This is a genomic window from Pseudoalteromonas sp. CO348, from assembly GCF_004208845.1.
Lineage (GTDB): Bacteria > Pseudomonadota > Gammaproteobacteria > Enterobacterales > Alteromonadaceae > Pseudoalteromonas > Pseudoalteromonas maricaloris.
Window position 1 is genome coordinate 53,488 of record NZ_SGPI01000002.1, and the last position, 16,154, is coordinate 69,641.

The window sequence follows — 16,154 nt, forward strand, 5'->3', positions numbered from 1 at the left end:
ACTATGAAGTGGGAGCCAGCGGCTCCCACTTTTATTTTTATGAGTATGTGTATGTCAAATAATGAGTTAGCGGATGAATTGGTAGATGGACTTGATTTGGACCTGTTGGCGCAGTTATGGAATGAACCTGAGGTAGAGGATGAAGTGACAGGGGTTGTTGCAACAGAGAGGGTTTCGGGTGTACTTTCATTGCAACAAAAACGTTTATGGCTGCTCCAGCAAATAGACCCACAAAGTAATGCTTACGACGTATTACGTACATATCATGCGCCTATTGCATTAGATCTTACTCGGTTGCAATCAGCATTGGACGCACTAGTCGAATGCCATGAGATCTTTCGTACCTTTTATCAGTTCGATGGCACTGCAACTCAGGTCGTTGCCTCTGCATGTAAGGTGCCGCTCACCATCATTGATATAGACTCGATATTAGATAGCCAATCACTCCTTGAGCAAGCTGCTGTGAAGTCATGGTGTAATGTGCCGTTTAATTTAAGTCAGGTACCACTTTTAAAAGCCGCTTGGGTGAATACTGCACAGGGTGGGTATTTGTTACTACGGAATCACCATATTGTAAGTGATGCTTGGTCAAAAACACTGATATTAAAAGATTTATTAGCCGCATATCAGGGAAACGCATTGGTCAAACCAAGTTGCCGCTACTTAGATTATGCAATGTGGCAAAGTGAATACCTTGCTCATGATAGTGCCAATGAAACGCTGACTTATTGGCGGGAGTATATTAAACAGCAGCCTCAGCCGCTCACCTTGCCGAGCAAGGAGTCAATGACAACGCTTTCCTCTTTCCCTGTAATGCTCAGTCACCGGCTATCTGAGCAGCAAGTCCAGCAGGTTAACGCTTTTTGTCAGCGTCATGGCTGTACTTCAGCGGCCGTTTTTATGACTTTATTGCAAGCAACATTAAGCCGTTTTAGCAGCACGCAAGACTTTTTGATTGGTTCGCCAACCGCTGCTCGAAATCTGCCTGAACTCGCTGATGTAGTGGGTTGTTTTATGAATACGCAGCTCTATAAAAACGAAGTGCGTGAGGGAGTGACATTCACAGAGGCCGTCAACCAAAACCAGCGCCATACCCTAAGGCTGATAAATGAAGATCAAGTTCCATTTGAGTGGCTTGCAGAACAATTAAATTGGCCTGTATTAGCGGATAGGCATCCGCACTTTCAAGTTCTGTTTAATTACTTACAAAGCGACACCGTTCCAAGCGATGACATGGCGCTGGCACTACGCCCAATAAATGTTGAGAGTCAGGTTGCTAAGTTTGAATTATCATTGGACGTGAGCGTGCAAGATGGGAATATCGAGCTTTACTTCGAAGCTGATGGTGCTATGTATCGCGCGGCTTTATTAGATCAGCTCTTAACCTGTTACCTGAACTTACTGGATGCATTGATCAGCAAGCCTGAAACGGCCATTAATAACATAGTTGTCTATCAACCAGACGCTACATTGTGTGCATCACGACAAACTAACGAAGTGGCTACAGTCGTCGAATTGATTAAACAGCAACAGATCCCCTTGGCTGCAATTGCATTGCAAGATGACAGCGGTGCCAAGCTGAATTACGAAACGTTACTGCAACTGAGTGACAATTTTGCAAACTTCCTTATCGAACAAGGCGTGCAATCCGAGGATAGAGTGGTGGTGGTCGTTTCGCGCCAGGTAGATATGATTGTTGCACTGCTCGGATGTATGCAGGCAGGTGTGGTCTATGTCCCCGTTGATCCCAATATGCCTCATCAGCGGCAACAATTAATCTTTGCATCGAGTGCTGCAAGGGCTATCGTGACCAACTTAGAAGATATATTTAACCCAAGTGGATTACCGGTTTGGTCGATTGCAGAAGTGAATCGAACACGATATCAAGACCATAAGACGTCACTGCAGGTTTGTGCCCAGCAGCTTGCTTATATTTTATACACCTCAGGCTCCACAGGACAGCCTAAGGGGGTCGCAATTACCCACGGCAATCTGGTTAATTTTATCTTAGCAATGAAATCCCAATTTTCGCTCACTCAAGATTCAAAATGGTTGGCTTTAACTGCGCTTGGTTTTGATATTTCGGGCTTAGAGTTATATCTGCCATTGGTTTGCGGTGCGCAAGTTAGGATTGCAGATTCTGTATTCAGTTTGAAAGCATGTGACTTGGAGGGAGTTAGTCATATTCAAGCCACTCCTGCGGGATGGCAGGGGCTACTGGCTAAATCACTGCTTTCACATCCTATCGTTGGGTTATGCGGTGGAGAAGCATTACCTCCTGTGTTGGCTCAAGCATTAAAAGCCAAGCAAGTTGTGCTTTATAACATGTATGGCCCTACTGAAACCACGGTGTGGTCTTCATGCCATCGGGTACAGGATAATATTCATCTTGGTTTCCCAATTCGTAATACACAGTTATATGTTTTAGATAGCTATCTGAATATGTGCCCAACGGGAGTTGCCGGAGAGCTTTACATTGGTGGTGCAGGGTTAGCGCGAGGTTACATGGAGCAACCGGCGTTGACTGCACAGCGATTTATTGCGAATCCTTTTTCCAGTGTAGGCGAGCGACTCTATCGCACGGGAGATTTGGTTGAGCGTAACGAACACAACGAGCTGCGCTTTCTTGGGCGGACAGATCATCAAGTGAAGATCCGTGGGCACCGTATAGAAACGGGGGAAATAGAAAGCCAGTTGTTAAGGGTGGAAGGAGTCAATCAAGCGGTAGTGGTAGCGCATGGTGATGATAATGATAAACGACTTGTTGCTTATGTTTGCACGCAGACGTTAAGTCGCGGCCAAATAACAGCAGCTGTCAGTGATTTGTTACCCAGTTATATGGTGCCAGAACAAATCATCTTGTTAGAAGCGTTACCGCTTAATCACAGTGGCAAGGTGGATAGAAAAGCATTACCTAAACCGTTGCAGGAAAGCCGTCAGGGAACGCAACCTCAAGGTCATCTTGAACAAGCGCTAGCTAGAGTATGGCAGCAAGTGCTGCAGGTTAACCAAGTATATCGAGAAGATAACTTCTTTGCGTTGGGTGGAAACTCCATTCATGCGTTACGTATGGTGCATCAATGGCAAAAATTAGCTCGACCAGAGCCCTTACTCGCACAAGCTATTTGGCAAGCAGATAACTTGCGTGATTTGGCTCAGCAAATTGCGCTTTCTAAACAATCTAATATTTGTGACATTTTACCTGAATCTGCATCATCGAAGTCATATAGCGATTTGCTGATATGTCTTCATGACGGTCGCGGTTTTACTATGTCATATAGACCCCTTGCTATGGCATTGCCTGAATATATGCGCTGTATTGGTATTACCCCTGATCTTGAGTTATCACAACAGGATGATTTTAGTACTTTGGCGCATCGCTATGCGGATCAGCTCGGAGATCTTAGCCAGTATCAGAATATTTATGTACTTGGCTGGTCTTTGGGGGGAGCGATAGCATTGCAATTGGTTGAAGCGCTAACGGGAAGAAATACACGCGTAAACAGTGTGCTTTTAATTGATAGCTGGGACCCGTTCGAACCAACCAATACCCAACCAGAAAGTTGGCGTGATTATATTCTAACAAGACTCTCAGAGAGCATTGCTGCTCCAAACTCTGAAGCTGAGTTTTATCAAGCGGTTGCTCAGTTTCCTTGGTCTGATGGAGGTTCAGTGGCAGAAAGAGCTGACGATATCACGCGTTTTCTTCTAGAGCATATTGATGTGCTTGAAGAAAGTGTTGCAGCTATGCCTACCACCGAAATAGTGCAAACCTTAGAGCAGACTTACTTATTGCGCTGTGCTGGTCGTCATGCTCTTAACTATCGGCAAGGTGATGGTGTTGACTATTACACTGTGTGGAGTAACGAGCGTGATGTGGAAGTTGCAAAACGATTTTGTCAGCGTTTGGATATTCAGCACTCGGATTATGTTGATGTTGATCATATGCAGATTATCTCGCACCCTAGTGTCATTGAAGCTGTACAAGAAGTAATAAGCGTTGAATAAAATCAAATTGTAAATGATAACTGTTTTCGTTACTATTGCAGGTAATTAACCCGTGGTTAATATAAAAGGGAGATTATTACCATGCAATTTGTAGGTAAGCGAGTGCTTATACTAGTCAGTTGTATCGCAGCACCAGCTTGGTCTGCTGAGCAATCAGTGGCAAATGAAGACATTGAAGTGATCGAAGTGTTGGGACGGGATTCGGAAAAAAACTTTGCCACTTACACGTATTCAGCGACAAAGACGGCAGCTGATGTTTTAGACCTTCCACAGTCAATTAGCGCCGTGACAAAAGAACTAATCAAGCAACAAGGATTGATGCGGCTAAACGACGTGACGCCTTTTGTCAGCGGGGCGAGCGAATTTTCAGTGTATAACGACATCACCATCCGAGGCTTTCGCAGTCAAGATGATCGCCGCCTCAATGGTATGCGAACTTATAATGATTTTTGGTCACAAACCGCCATTGCGCATGTTGAGCGAGTAGAGGTGGTTAAAGGCCCTGCCTCAGCTATTTTTGGTGACGCCAGCCCAGGTGGTGTAATCAATACTGTAACCAAAAAGCCGTTAGCGACTAGTCGTCATGAATTGAGTGCTCGAGTTGGGAGTTATCAAGAGAAGTATGTTGCTCTTGACACCACAGGTGCAATCAATGCATCGGAGTCGGTGCTGTATCGACTCAATGTGGGTTATGAAGACTCAGACTCTTTTAGAAACCAAGCATTTAATAAAGGGCTATTAGTGTCACCTAGTGTCACTTTTATTCCCAGTGACACGCTTAAGCTTAACCTCGAACTGGTGTATTCAGACAGTGAAGGGATCTTAGAACGAGGGCAGCCGAATATCCGTGGTAGCCAGCGTTTGGGCACGATCCCGATTGAAGTTTCGGCAACACAGCCAGGGGATAAGCTAGATACAGAAAGCTTGATCAGCAGCTTAGCAGTTGACTATCGTTTTAGCGATGCTTGGTGGTTAGCTGTGCAGTATATGCATCAGAATAGTGATCAAGACTTAGTCGAGCACGGTATTGGAAATTATGCTGATAATTCAGACTCTATCGTCAATTTGCGCTACATTGAGCGTGCTTCAGAAGCACAATCAGACTCCTTTTCCAGTTATCTAAATGGCAACTTTTACCTCGGTGATATCGAACACAATGTGGTGATTGGCTATGACTATATTGATAGATTTAGAGAATCCAGCCAGCGAGTAGCTAACGATGCGATGCAGTTCGATATTCTAAATCCTGAATACAAGCGCCGCGATACTGATAGCTACAATGCAACTCAGCGACCTGTGTTTGGTGGTAACCTACAAAGTGAAGGGATCTATATTCAAGACCGTATGGTATTTGGTCAATGGTCGGTACTGGCGAGCTTACGTGAAGAAAGTTTTGATCTAGATAATACCGGCGGTGGCTCCTCGAAAGATAGCCAACTGCTACCGCGATTGGGAGCTGTGTATAAGCTATCAGATACTCAGAGCCTTTATGCGAGTTGGATGCAGGGCTTTGAGCCTCCTCCTCTATACTCAAATAATCCTGAACAAGGTGGCCCATTTAAACCGCAAGATAGCGAATTATATGAGGTCGGCTTTAAAGCGCGTTTATTTAGCGATGATTTACAATTAACCACAGCTATCTATCAAATAACCCGTGAAAATGTCGTGCTATATGACGCTGAAGCATCAGCCAAAATCGATTTTGCTCGATATATGTATCGTCAGCGTGGTGCCGAGCAAGCGCGTGGATTTGAGTTCGATCTTAATGGTCAAATCACGGAACAACTTTCCGTAATTGCCAATTATGCTTATAACTCAGCGAAAGTAACCAAAGATTTGAATGATAGTGAAGTGGGCAAACGCAAAGAGGGCGCAGCTAAACATATGGCCACTGTATGGTCACGTTACCAGTTAGATGATAATTGGGCATTTGGGATCGGGGCAAGCTATGTGGGGGAGCGAGCAACCTCCTCTACAGGGTTAATATTGCCTAGCTATCTGATCTACAACGCAGGTGTGTACTATCAGGTGGACAGTTGGAAGACCTCCTTGGTGATTGACAATGTGTTCGACAAAGTACATTGGACCGGTGGCTATAGTTATAGTCAGTTGTTTCCAGGCGATCCACGTAGTGCGAGCTTAACGGTCGACTATCGATTTTAAACAGGGAGAGAAGAGTTGGCTTTTTAGCCAACTGCTCTTTTTAGGAGAAAAGCATGACAGCAAAACAATGGTTCAGTTGGCATAGTTTAAGCGGTGTTTGGTTCGGCTTGCTATTGTTCGTGATCTGTTGGACAGGGGCATTTGCGACCATTTCTTACGAATTAGATTGGCTATTCGATGACACCGTGAGAGCGGCAGAAAGTAGTCCACAAGTCAGTTTAGCGAGTGCTTACGAAAAGGTTCAAGAAACCTATCCAGACGCACGAATAGGGATCGCTTTTGCAGGTCCACAAGCGCATTTTGCTCACGATTTTGTGGTTCGCTTGCCAGATAATCCATGGCAGCATATTTACGTTGATCCATACACTGGAAATATACAAGGGAAAACGAGCTTTTTGAATATTCAGCGGTTTTTCCGAGATTTTCATATGCATTTTTTTGGTGTGTTCGACAGCATTGTGTCTTATTACTTGGTTTTGCTATTTGCCATTCCGCTATGCGTATCCACGATTAGTGCTTTGTATTTGTATCGAGGCTGGTGGAAAAAGTTATTTACACTAAAACTTAGCGGCGATACTCGCGCTAAGGTCGCAAGCTCACACAAATTAGCTGGAGTATGGAGTTTGTGGTTAGCAGTGGTGATTGCGATAACCAGTATGTGGTACTTGTTTGAGTTTGTCAGAATGGACTTGGCTGATGGTAAAACTGCGTTTACTGATGTTGGTGATTTTGCTGTGAACCCCTTACCTGAATTGCAACCACAAGATAAGCCTCAGCTCTCTGTTGTGGCGCTTGCTGCAAAAGTCAGAGAAGCGAGACCAGATCTGGAAATTAGAGCGATTAGATATTCCGGAGGGTATTTTTATGTTGAAGGCCAATCCAGTGACGTATTGGTTAGGGACAGAGCAAATAAGGTGTATGTGGATCCCTATACTGGGGAAGTCGTATATAGCCAAACTGCGTCTAGTCAGGGAATATATTGGCGTTTATCTGATACCGCGGATCCTTTGCATTTTGGTAATTTTGCCGGCATATGGGTAAAAATATTGTGGTGCATCTTTGGGGTTGCACTTTCATTTTTGGTGCTTAGCGGCACTTATATGTATGTTAAACGCCAGCTCAAGCTGCGCCGAAAAGAAGATCTACGCGGCGTGAAAGCTTCTTTGGTTTTTAGTTTAAGCCTTTTGGTATGCATTGCTTACTACGCCTATCATACGCTTATGAACTATGGAGTCGCAGGCCAGTTTCCTGTGCTACCAACGGGGTCGGCGCTGTTTTTGTCGATTTGGACGTTAGTCACTTGCTTTATCATTGTTGTATGGGGAGGCGCGTTACTTAACTTATGTCGCGAAGCAACGCTTATTAACCTGAGGTTTGGATAAGGAATGAGCTAACTCACTGTTTTTTTAATCACCTTAAACTATCTTCTTATCTAGCCAGAGAGTTTTGGGGATAACTAGGCGAATTTAAGCACCAATAGCTGGCTATTGGAAGTGAATTCAACGCAGTTAGCGCTAAAACTGGCTGCTAGAAAGGCATTAATTATCCACAGCTCAGGTTTATTAGTAAACCTAAAGTGTCGCACCACCATCTATAGTGACCACTTGCATGGTGGTATGTGAGCTTAGGGATGAGGCATAAAATAGCACCGAGTGGGCGATTTCTTCAGGTGTTGCAAGCTTTTGCAGTGGGATCCCAAGTTTATATTGACTCGGGAACCCTTTGATCACTTGCTCTGCACCTGAGTTATCTCGCCACATACCCGTTTGCATTGGCGTTAACGTAGAGCCCGGAGCAATCACATTAGCGCGTATGCCATATTCAGCCAATTCTAACCCTGCTGTAAGGGTTAATTGGGTTGAGGCTGATTTCGAGGCGCAATAGGCTGCCATGTTTTGGCGGGGCGTATGGCTCGCATTGGAGCTAACCGTCACTATGCTGCCACTACGTTGCTGTTTGAAATGAGCTGCACAAGACTTCAGGAAAACAAATACGGCGCCAGCGTTAACGTGCTGACAGTGTTGCCACTGCTCAAGTGATAATGTCTCTAGCGCGCCAAGTTCGAGTACGCCCGCAACATTAATTAAGCTATATGGAGCGAGATCTTGTCGCACTAATGTTGTTAGCGTATGCTCCAATGTCGCGAGGTCTGCTAGATCACAGTGTATGGCTTTAAATAGCGGTTCTGTAGTTGCAAACTGCTTATCGAAACCCACGACATGAGTGCCAAGCCGCGCAAACTGCTTTGCGACACTTAGTCCTATGCCTTGTCCTGCACCAGTCACCCAAACCGTTTTGTTGTGATACTCTTGCTTAAGGCTGTCATCGAAGCACATTGTTCATTTCCTCTATGACGGAGAGATAAGGCAAAGACGGCGCGTTCGACCAGAGATTAGCTGCTTCCTGCATTGCTTCTGCAATAGATACAACCAGCTCAGGGGAATACCTTGCTGGATTGTAATCAATATCAAACTGCACGGGATCATCACCATTTAAATAGATTTGCAGCATAAAGTCGTCCGTCGTTCCAGCACTAAGAATATGGCTGCGACTTTTGACTTCGCCATAGCGTGGGTGGCTAGTAAAGGGCAAAATATTTACTGTCGGGCCGCTAACTTCAATCGCTTTGCCTTGTTGTTTGCGGTCTCGTTTCAAATGCTCAACACGATAGCATTGTAATGGCTTCACGCGTTTTATCTGCCTATTGATGTACTTGGCCACATCTGCCAATCCTCCTGACGTTGGCAAAGTTAGCGGCAGTGGTAACACATTGCTTTGTACGGTGGGGCATGAAAACTCCACTGGATCTTGGCGATTCATCATCACCAATCCTAATGTCACTTTAGGGCTGTTGCATTTAGCCGCTAACACTATGGCAACTACACTTAGCAATATTTCACTGGGGGTGGCTTGAACTAGGTTTGCTGCCGATTGTAACGTTTGCCACTGAGTTCGAGCTAACGCGAAATGGTAGCGTTGGTTTGGTTCAGTAATCGCAGCTTTGCTGCCACTAAAGCTTTGTGCCACCGGGTATTCATCAAGCCATTCGTTAAGAGAGCTTGCAGCCTCAGATAGTTGCTTTTGGTAGCGCTCACTACCATGCAGATCTAGCAGTTGTTGCTGTGAAGCAAAATGGCAATTTGGCAGAGGTTTCCCTGTGTTTAAAGCCTGATAACTGCGACTTAACGCTTGATGAAATAAACCAAAGCCAAAGCCATCAAGGACAATGTGATGGGCAACAATAAAGCAATAATCTTGGCTAGGGGTGCGCACCAATTTAAATCGCATCAAGCAACCAGAGCTTAAGTCAAAAGATTTGGCCAGCTCATGCGCTACTTGTTGTGGCATAAACTCAGCTAGAGAAGCAATATCATGATCAAGATATTCGGTGATCAGCAGAGGTAGCGATTGTCCAACTACTATACTTGGAATAAAATCGTCATTATGGATAAAGTTACTGCGCAGCAAATCACTTTGCCCAAAGACATGGTGGAGTGCGATGGAAAATTGCTCGGCATCTATTTTACCTTGAAACTCCAAGCACTCAGCGACATTAAATAAGTTGCCTTGGCCACTGATCGTGTGTAGTAGCCACATCGCGTGTTGAGAAGCGGTTAATGGCAATGCCATTATTCTGCCATCCGAGATTCAATCAGCTCTACCCAAGCCGCGAGAGTAGGCATTTGTGCTAGCTCAATAAAGTTAGTTTCAATACCTTGTTGTTGCCATAATGAAATCAAGTTCATCACTTGCACTGAATCTAGACCGTAATCAATCAAGCTTTCATGTTCATCAAACTCATCTGGCTCACAGTCGATCAAAGGTAAAATGAATGCTTTAAGTCCCGCGAGCGTAGTCAGGTTAATACTTGCTTCGCCAATCACTTCTGCTGTCGTGATCACTTTTCCTGCACGTTGACCTATGATGTGTAGGGCCATCATATGCTCGTCTTTGGTGAAGTCTGCAATTGCATCAGCGACAACGAAAGGCTGTATGTCACGCATAAATGCATCAATAGCTGTGGTCATCACACCAATATGGCCGTAAATACCGACAATCAAAAGTTGGTCTCGTTGCTGTGCTTTTAGCTGCGCTTCGAAATCGCATTTTTGAAAAGCGCTATATCGCCACTTTGTCAGGACAATATCCTGTTTGGTAGGCGCTAATGCATCAACTATGGGTTGTTGACTCGGATCTTGTAGTCCAGCTCCCCACATATCTAGCAGTAACCCTCGTTCATTGCGACCTTGTTTGATCGGCTGGGCGGTATAATAGACCGGAATATCATGTTGGTAACAATACGCTTTAATTCGCTGAATGTTTTCTATCATGGTTTGTACTAGTGGATTGTCTGTACCATAAAAAGAGATAAAGTAATGTTGCACATCATGGATAAGTAACGCAGTACGTTGCGGGTCAAGTTGCCAATCCACTCGATTTGGCGCAAGTTCAGCTGCGCGAGGTAAAGAATAGTGATTTAATTTAGGTATAGTCATTTTACTTCTCTAAAGTTGAATGGATTTTTGCAATGCTTCAGTTTCGCTACGGAGCTGTTTTTTATCGACTTTACCCACGGGAGTCAGTGGTAAGCTATCTATAAACTTAAACTTATCCGGTACCTTGTAATCTGCAATTCCCTGTTCACGTAGGTATTTGCGAATGGCTAATGGTTTCAGCGGTATACCGATCAGGAAAGCGAAACTTTTTTCTCCCAAGGTTGGGTCAGGCATTGCAACAATGGCGGCTTGTTGAATATTTGGGTGGCTGAGTAATAGGTTTTCAACTTCTTCCGCAGCTATTTTTTCCCCGCCTCGATTGATTTGATCTTTGACGCGACCTGTAACGATTAAATGTCCAGATGGCAGACGTTTTACCAAATCTCCAGAACTATAAAATCCCTGCTCATCAAATGCAGTTTGGTTGTGCTCAGGCGAGCGATAATATCCTCGAATCGTATAGGGTCCTCGTGTCAACAATCGCCCCTCTTCACCATCTGGCACGGGGTTGCCGTATTCATCCACGACTCTGATTTCATCATCTTCACTAATTGGACACCCTTGAGTATTGAGAATGTGCCATAGGTCATCATTGTAACGTGTGTAGTTAACTAGCCCCTCAGCCATGCCAAAAACTTGTTGTAGTTGGCAGCCAAGAACAGGTTTGACTTGTTGTGCTATCGTTAAACTTAATTTAGCGCCACCCACTTGAATGACATCAAGGCTGTCTAGGCGATATTGGCTTTTGGGGGCATGTTGTAACCATAGCTGCAAAGCTGGAGGAACCAATGCAGTGTGTGTTACTTGATATTTTTCAATCAAACTAAAGCAGCTGCTGGGGCTTGGATCTGGGGCTAAGACAACGGTGCCACCCGCAGCAAAAAAACCCAAGGCGCCCGGAGAGCTAAGCGGGAAGTTATGTGGGGCTGGCAGAGCACAAAGATAAACATGTTGCTCCGTCAATTCACAAATGTCTTTACTTGCCACCACGGAATATAAGTAGTCATTGTGAGTTCTTGGGATCAACTTTGGTGTGCCAGTACTTCCACCTGATAGCTGGAAAAATGCTACCTGAGTCGGGTCTAAGTCTGGCACTGAAAATGGTCGTGATTGCAAGTAAGCTTGTTTAAGCTGACTATTACCTTTTGGGTGATCTATCAGTGTTGTCCGTATGCTAGGGTAGTCTTTTTGTAACGATAATATGAATTGCTCATCTCGGTACAATTCATGTGCTGAAGAAACGATTAACACCTTAGGTGCTAGCTGTTCACAGTAACTTCTAATTTCAGTCTGTTTATGGCTGAATAGTGCGCACACAGGGGCTGCGCCAAGCTTGAGAAGTGCGAATAAGCTGATATAGAATTCGACTTGATTAGCCAACTGGATAAGCGCTGTGTCTCCTTGTTGAACCCCTTGCGCTGAGAGATAAGCAGCTAAGTGATTGCTATATTGATCAAGCTGCAAATAAGTTAAGCTCCGATGTTCGTCAATGACAGCTGGCTTGTTTGCATGTTGTATTAATTGATCGCTAATTACACAAGTTAGCGGTAGGTCTTGCCAATAACCCTTTTCGCGGTAGCGCTCGGCTAATTCAGCTGGCCAAGGAGTAAAATCAATTTGCTTCATGGAATGTATTTCTCATTGCGTAATATGCTTGCTTGGTTTCGAGTGCGTTTAGCATGGTATTGAGTTTGGCTTCTGTTTCTAGCCATTCAGAGCGCGGGTCTGATGCAGCAACAATACCTGCTCCCGCAAATAACTTTGCGGTCTTATCGCGTAATTCTGCGCAGCGGATCACCACTACCCATTCGCCATTGCCGTGCTTATCAAACCAGCCAATGATCCCCGAAAACAATCCTCTGCTTTGCTGCTCTAGTTCTGCTATTTTGGGATAAGCATCAGCAGTTGGCTTACCGCAGAGTGCGGGGGTTGGATGTAATTGGTTTGCAATTGCTAAGCTATGGGTTGCTGATTCTTTTAAGACCCCTGAAATGACTGTAGATAAATGCCACATAGTGGCTGTGCTCAATAGCTCAGGTTGAGCTGGAATATGAAGTGCACTGCAAAGAGGCGTCAATACTTGCTGAATGTCTTCAATGACAACGGCATGCTCATATCTATCTTTTTTAGAGGCAAACAATACACTGCGGCGGTGCGCTTCTTCCTTTGGGCAAGTATCCCTTGGAATTGAACCTGCCAGCGGGTTAGTGGTTAATTTCTCAGCTTGCTTGCGCAGTAATAGCTCGGGACTGACACCCATTAAAATTGCGTTGTCAGTTGTAGGGAATGAAAAGTGGTAGCCAGATTGGCTTTGTTGTAGCAAATTCCGCAGTACGGCTTGGGAATTAATTTGCTCTGCAAAGCGCAGTTGAGTCTGCTTACTCAAAACAATTTTATTTAGTAGCCCGGCATCAAATAGCAGTTTGGCTTGAGAAACTGCGTTTTCAAATTGAGCCTGAGGCTGTAAATCGGTAATTTCTAATAGCGAGTTTGGTACGCCTTGGCATGACGCTAACTCAGCGTCAAACCAAGCACTGAATGCCGCTTTTTCCCAACGAGAAACTTGCTCTGGAATAATAATTTGCGCGTGCTCTGTTTTGCAAAATGGCAAAGCGGCAAAGGCGATAGTGTTGTCTGGCTCATTATGCATGTGAGAGTCAATTGCAGCGACTAAATCCTTTGTATCACCAATGGGTAAAGTGACGCGTTTCTTGATCCCTTGACTAACTAAGCAATGCGTACCCGTTGTAAACAGGCAGTTGTTCTGCGGGTTAAATTGCGTGGCTTTTGCATATTGTTCGAGTTGAATAACTTGGCTAAAGTCCATAAGCACACCTTGCTGATATCACAGCAGTGAAAACGAATTAATTGAAATCAAGACGAAGGTAAACAATAAAGATTTAGATTTATATCGAGTTTGTTAAAACAGCCCTGCGCAAAGTTCGCTGTTGTTGATGGGCGTCAAAGTGATGAGGGTGCTTTGGGCAGTCGCGACAAAGCTTGCCATCGCTTGTTTTATGTAACAGGCAGCATGACTCCCTCAGTTGATAGGGACCACGCTCGTCACAGAGTTGCAGCTCTGGGGTATAGAAAGGGTTTACATGTTCCCCGATCTTCACTGCCTGAGACAAAGTGTGATAGTCATCGTTTACCTTAGGGCGTTCGCCGACATAATGAATGATGGTTGGAAAAAACTGCCTCAAACGAAAAGCGCAATTACTCGATAAAACATGCTCAGCAACCCCAAATTGCTGATTTAAAAAGGCATGTAACGGAGCTAAATGCGCGTCAATAAACTCGGCATAGTGCGTAGCTGTATCGTGATACTCCACGGCTCTCCCTTGATTGGGCAGCTGTAGTTGCCAGCTCTCCATGTCGATCACGACTTTATCTAAAGCCAATGGGAGTACACGGCCTAACACACTGTGCGTAAATAAAATTGAGGGCATGATACGCAGTGTGTAGTGCATGTGCCAAACTGAGGCCTGCGCCTTTTTATTTGTCACTCCCTTTGTTGAACTAAAGCGAGAGATCGCGTCACTTAAGGTGGTTATATTTTTGATTTGCTGAGCAAAAGAGGTTTTATCACCAGAAATAAGTGCAACACCTCTAGCATAGTTATCAAGCGGTGGTGGCAGGTAAGGTTTAAGAATTGGCAACATAGTCAAGGTTGTTGAGTTTTTAATATAAGACGCGATCCAAGTGAATTTTTTTAGTTCAAAGTCGTCCTGTAAGGGATTTGATCATCCTTGGGAGAAATCGTGTTAGTTTTTCTGATAAAAAAGACTTGGCAACGCTTTGTGGCCACTGCGCTGAGCAGCGTTGTATTCGGCATTATTAGTGTTTCACTGGTGGCACTTATTAACGAAATCATAAATGCCAAAGGCGAGCGTCAGACTGAGTTCTTTTGGGTTTTTGCGGCGCTGGCAATATCAGGGGTCGTGGTACAGCTAATTTCTAAATTAGTTGCTGAACAGTTGAGTGAGCATAGCCAAGCCGAGTTAAGAAAACTGGTTGCTGATAAAACGATAGAAGCAAAAATTAGTCACATAGAGTTACAGGGAGACGCGAAGATCAAATCTTGCTTAACAGAGCATAGTTTAAAGGTGGCAGGGTTTTTCATGAGTATGCCGGGTATATTGACGAATGCCATGATAGTGCTTGGTGCTTTCGTATATATGGCTTGGTTAGACTGGTTAATATTTCTTTTCGCATTACTGACCTTGGTTTTAGGTTCGGTGAGCTATAGTTTTGCAAACAATGTTGCGTTTAAAAAAATAGCGAACGCTGCAGCGATGCAAGACAGCCTTTTTCAACAGTTTGATGCGATCACTGACGGTATCAAAGAGCTTAAACTGAATCGCAGTAAGCGAGCATTCTTCAAGTTAGAAGTATTGCATCCGGCGATAGATGCTTTAAGAAAAGAACGTATTGAGGGGGTTTCTATTCTGCATATGGCCTCCTCTTGGGGTGGCTTTTTGATTTTTACCTTCATTGGTGGGGCGTTATATTTTTTATCTCAGCAAACTGGTGAAGAGAGTCAGCGCATTATGTCTGGCTTCGCACTGTTATTTCTCTATATGCTAACGCCATTAGAAACCTTACTGGCAAATATACCCAGAGCTTTTGCCGCGCAAGCCTCAGCGAATACCATCAAAACATTAACCGATGAGTTGATGAGTGATGATGGAAATAGTGTGCAAGTTTTCAAACAGTTTAACAGTATCCAATTACACGCACTGTGTCACCGTTACTATCACGAGCAAAGCGACGATATATTTTCACTGAAACCAATAGATCTTGAGTTTAAGCAAGGCGAACTCATTTATCTTGTTGGGGGCAATGGTAGTGGCAAAACAACTTTCGCTAAAGTACTGTGCGGTTTGTATGAAGCAGACGAAGGAGAGATCGTCGTAGATAACCAGTCGATTAGCGGCGCTGGATTAGATGCTTATCGCCAACTTTTTAGTACGGTGTTTGGTGATTACTACTTATTCGATCGTTTGTTAAATGTGCCTTGCGATCAGCTGGAGCGAAAAGGAAATGAGCTAATTCGCAAGCTTAATTTACACCATAAAGTGAGTATTGAATCGGGCCGCTTCACAACACAACGTTTATCACAAGGCCAGCGAAAACGTCTTGCTTTAGTTGTTGCCTACCTTGAGGATAGGCCATTTTATCTCTTTGATGAGTGGGCAGCGGACCAAGACCCGGTCTTTAAAGATGTATTTTATCGAGAGCTTCTGCCTGAATTAAGAAACAAAGGAAAAACGATTTTGGTGATCACGCACGATGATAAATACTTCTCATTGGCTGACAGGTTATTAAAAATGGAAAATGGTTGCCTAACCGAAGTCTCCCAACTCCCTGTAACTCAAACTCCTGCATTAGCCTAATTAGATTTTTTTATACATGAAACATCAACCTAGCCGCAGTCAGTAACGCGGCTAGGCCTAGCCCTTCATTAAGATTTCATCAAAACCTCTC

At 44.3% G+C, this 16,154-nt stretch carries 10 protein-coding genes; 4 read left to right on the plus strand and 6 right to left on the minus strand.

Annotated features, from left to right (window positions below):
• The first annotated feature begins 51 nt into the window (after positions 1–51).
• The 3 genes from EXT48_RS00485 to EXT48_RS00495 all read left to right on the plus strand — a co-directional run bounded on the left by EXT48_RS00485 (position 52) and on the right by EXT48_RS00495 (position 7,553).
• Positions 52–4,008, plus strand: coding sequence for an amino acid adenylation domain-containing protein (locus tag EXT48_RS00485; RefSeq protein WP_240703327.1), 3,957 nt, complete (start codon positions 52–54; stop codon positions 4,006–4,008).
• 81 nt (positions 4,009–4,089) lie between these two features.
• The gene (locus EXT48_RS00490; RefSeq protein ID WP_130163291.1) at positions 4,090–6,171 is read left to right on the plus strand and encodes a TonB-dependent siderophore receptor; all 2,082 of its coding nucleotides are present in this window, start codon (positions 4,090–4,092) and stop codon (positions 6,169–6,171) included.
• Positions 6,172–6,224: 53 nt separating this feature from the next.
• On the plus strand, positions 6,225–7,553 hold the full coding sequence (locus EXT48_RS00495; RefSeq protein WP_130163292.1) for a PepSY domain-containing protein: 1,329 nt from the start codon (positions 6,225–6,227) through the stop codon (positions 7,551–7,553).
• A gap of 189 nt (positions 7,554–7,742) precedes the next feature.
• On the opposite strand, the gene dhbA is transcribed toward EXT48_RS00495, so the two are convergent.
• The 6 genes from dhbA to EXT48_RS00525 form a co-directional block, all read right to left on the minus strand.
• Positions 7,743–8,507, minus strand: coding sequence for a 2,3-dihydro-2,3-dihydroxybenzoate dehydrogenase (dhbA, locus tag EXT48_RS00500; protein WP_130163293.1), 765 nt, complete (start codon positions 8,505–8,507; stop codon positions 7,743–7,745).
• A complete protein-coding gene (locus EXT48_RS00505) occupies positions 8,494–9,801 on the minus strand; it encodes a condensation domain-containing protein (protein WP_130163294.1) in 1,308 nt (435 codons plus the stop codon). The genes dhbA and EXT48_RS00505 overlap by 14 nt, the downstream gene beginning before the upstream one ends.
• Complete coding sequence (locus tag EXT48_RS00510) at positions 9,801–10,667, minus strand: isochorismatase family protein (RefSeq protein ID WP_130163295.1); 867 nt, start codon at positions 10,665–10,667, stop codon at positions 9,801–9,803. Before EXT48_RS00510 ends, EXT48_RS00505 begins: the two co-directional genes overlap by 1 nt.
• Before the next feature lie 9 nt (positions 10,668–10,676).
• Complete coding sequence (locus EXT48_RS00515) at positions 10,677–12,293, minus strand: (2,3-dihydroxybenzoyl)adenylate synthase (RefSeq protein WP_130163296.1); 1,617 nt, start codon at positions 12,291–12,293, stop codon at positions 10,677–10,679.
• Positions 12,280–13,494 carry an isochorismate synthase MenF gene (locus tag EXT48_RS00520; RefSeq protein WP_130163297.1) on the minus strand — a complete coding sequence of 405 codons (1,215 nt, stop codon included), beginning with the start codon at positions 13,492–13,494 and terminating at the stop codon, positions 12,280–12,282. The genes EXT48_RS00515 and EXT48_RS00520 overlap by 14 nt, the downstream gene beginning before the upstream one ends.
• A 79-nt stretch (positions 13,495–13,573) precedes the next feature.
• Positions 13,574–14,329, minus strand: coding sequence for a (2Fe-2S)-binding protein (locus tag EXT48_RS00525; protein ID WP_130163298.1), 756 nt, complete (start codon positions 14,327–14,329; stop codon positions 13,574–13,576).
• Between the two features lie 99 nt (positions 14,330–14,428).
• On the opposite strand from EXT48_RS00525, the gene EXT48_RS00530 reads away from it, so the two are divergent.
• Positions 14,429–16,063 (plus strand): cyclic peptide export ABC transporter, encoded by a 1,635-nt coding sequence (locus EXT48_RS00530; RefSeq protein WP_130163299.1) that lies wholly within the window; start codon positions 14,429–14,431, stop codon positions 16,061–16,063.
• Positions 16,064–16,154 lie beyond the last annotated feature (91 nt).

Excerpts from the sequence above, each read along its gene's own strand:
- EXT48_RS00485 (WP_240703327.1), top strand. The coding sequence starts at position 52 with ATGTCAAATAATGAGTTAGCGGATGAATTGGTAGATGGACTTGATTTG.
- EXT48_RS00490 (WP_130163291.1), top strand. The coding sequence starts at position 4,090 with ATGCAATTTGTAGGTAAGCGAGTGCTTATACTAGTCAGTTGTATCGCA.
- EXT48_RS00495 (WP_130163292.1), top strand. The coding sequence starts at position 6,225 with ATGACAGCAAAACAATGGTTCAGTTGGCATAGTTTAAGCGGTGTTTGG.
- dhbA (WP_130163293.1), bottom strand. The coding sequence starts at position 8,507 with ATGTGCTTCGATGACAGCCTTAAGCAAGAGTATCACAACAAAACGGTT.
- EXT48_RS00505 (WP_130163294.1), bottom strand. The coding sequence starts at position 9,801 with ATGGCATTGCCATTAACCGCTTCTCAACACGCGATGTGGCTACTACAC.
- EXT48_RS00510 (WP_130163295.1), bottom strand. The coding sequence starts at position 10,667 with ATGACTATACCTAAATTAAATCACTATTCTTTACCTCGCGCAGCTGAA.
- EXT48_RS00515 (WP_130163296.1), bottom strand. The coding sequence starts at position 12,293 with ATGAAGCAAATTGATTTTACTCCTTGGCCAGCTGAATTAGCCGAGCGC.
- EXT48_RS00520 (WP_130163297.1), bottom strand. The coding sequence starts at position 13,494 with ATGGACTTTAGCCAAGTTATTCAACTCGAACAATATGCAAAAGCCACG.
- EXT48_RS00525 (WP_130163298.1), bottom strand. The coding sequence starts at position 14,329 with ATGTTGCCAATTCTTAAACCTTACCTGCCACCACCGCTTGATAACTAT.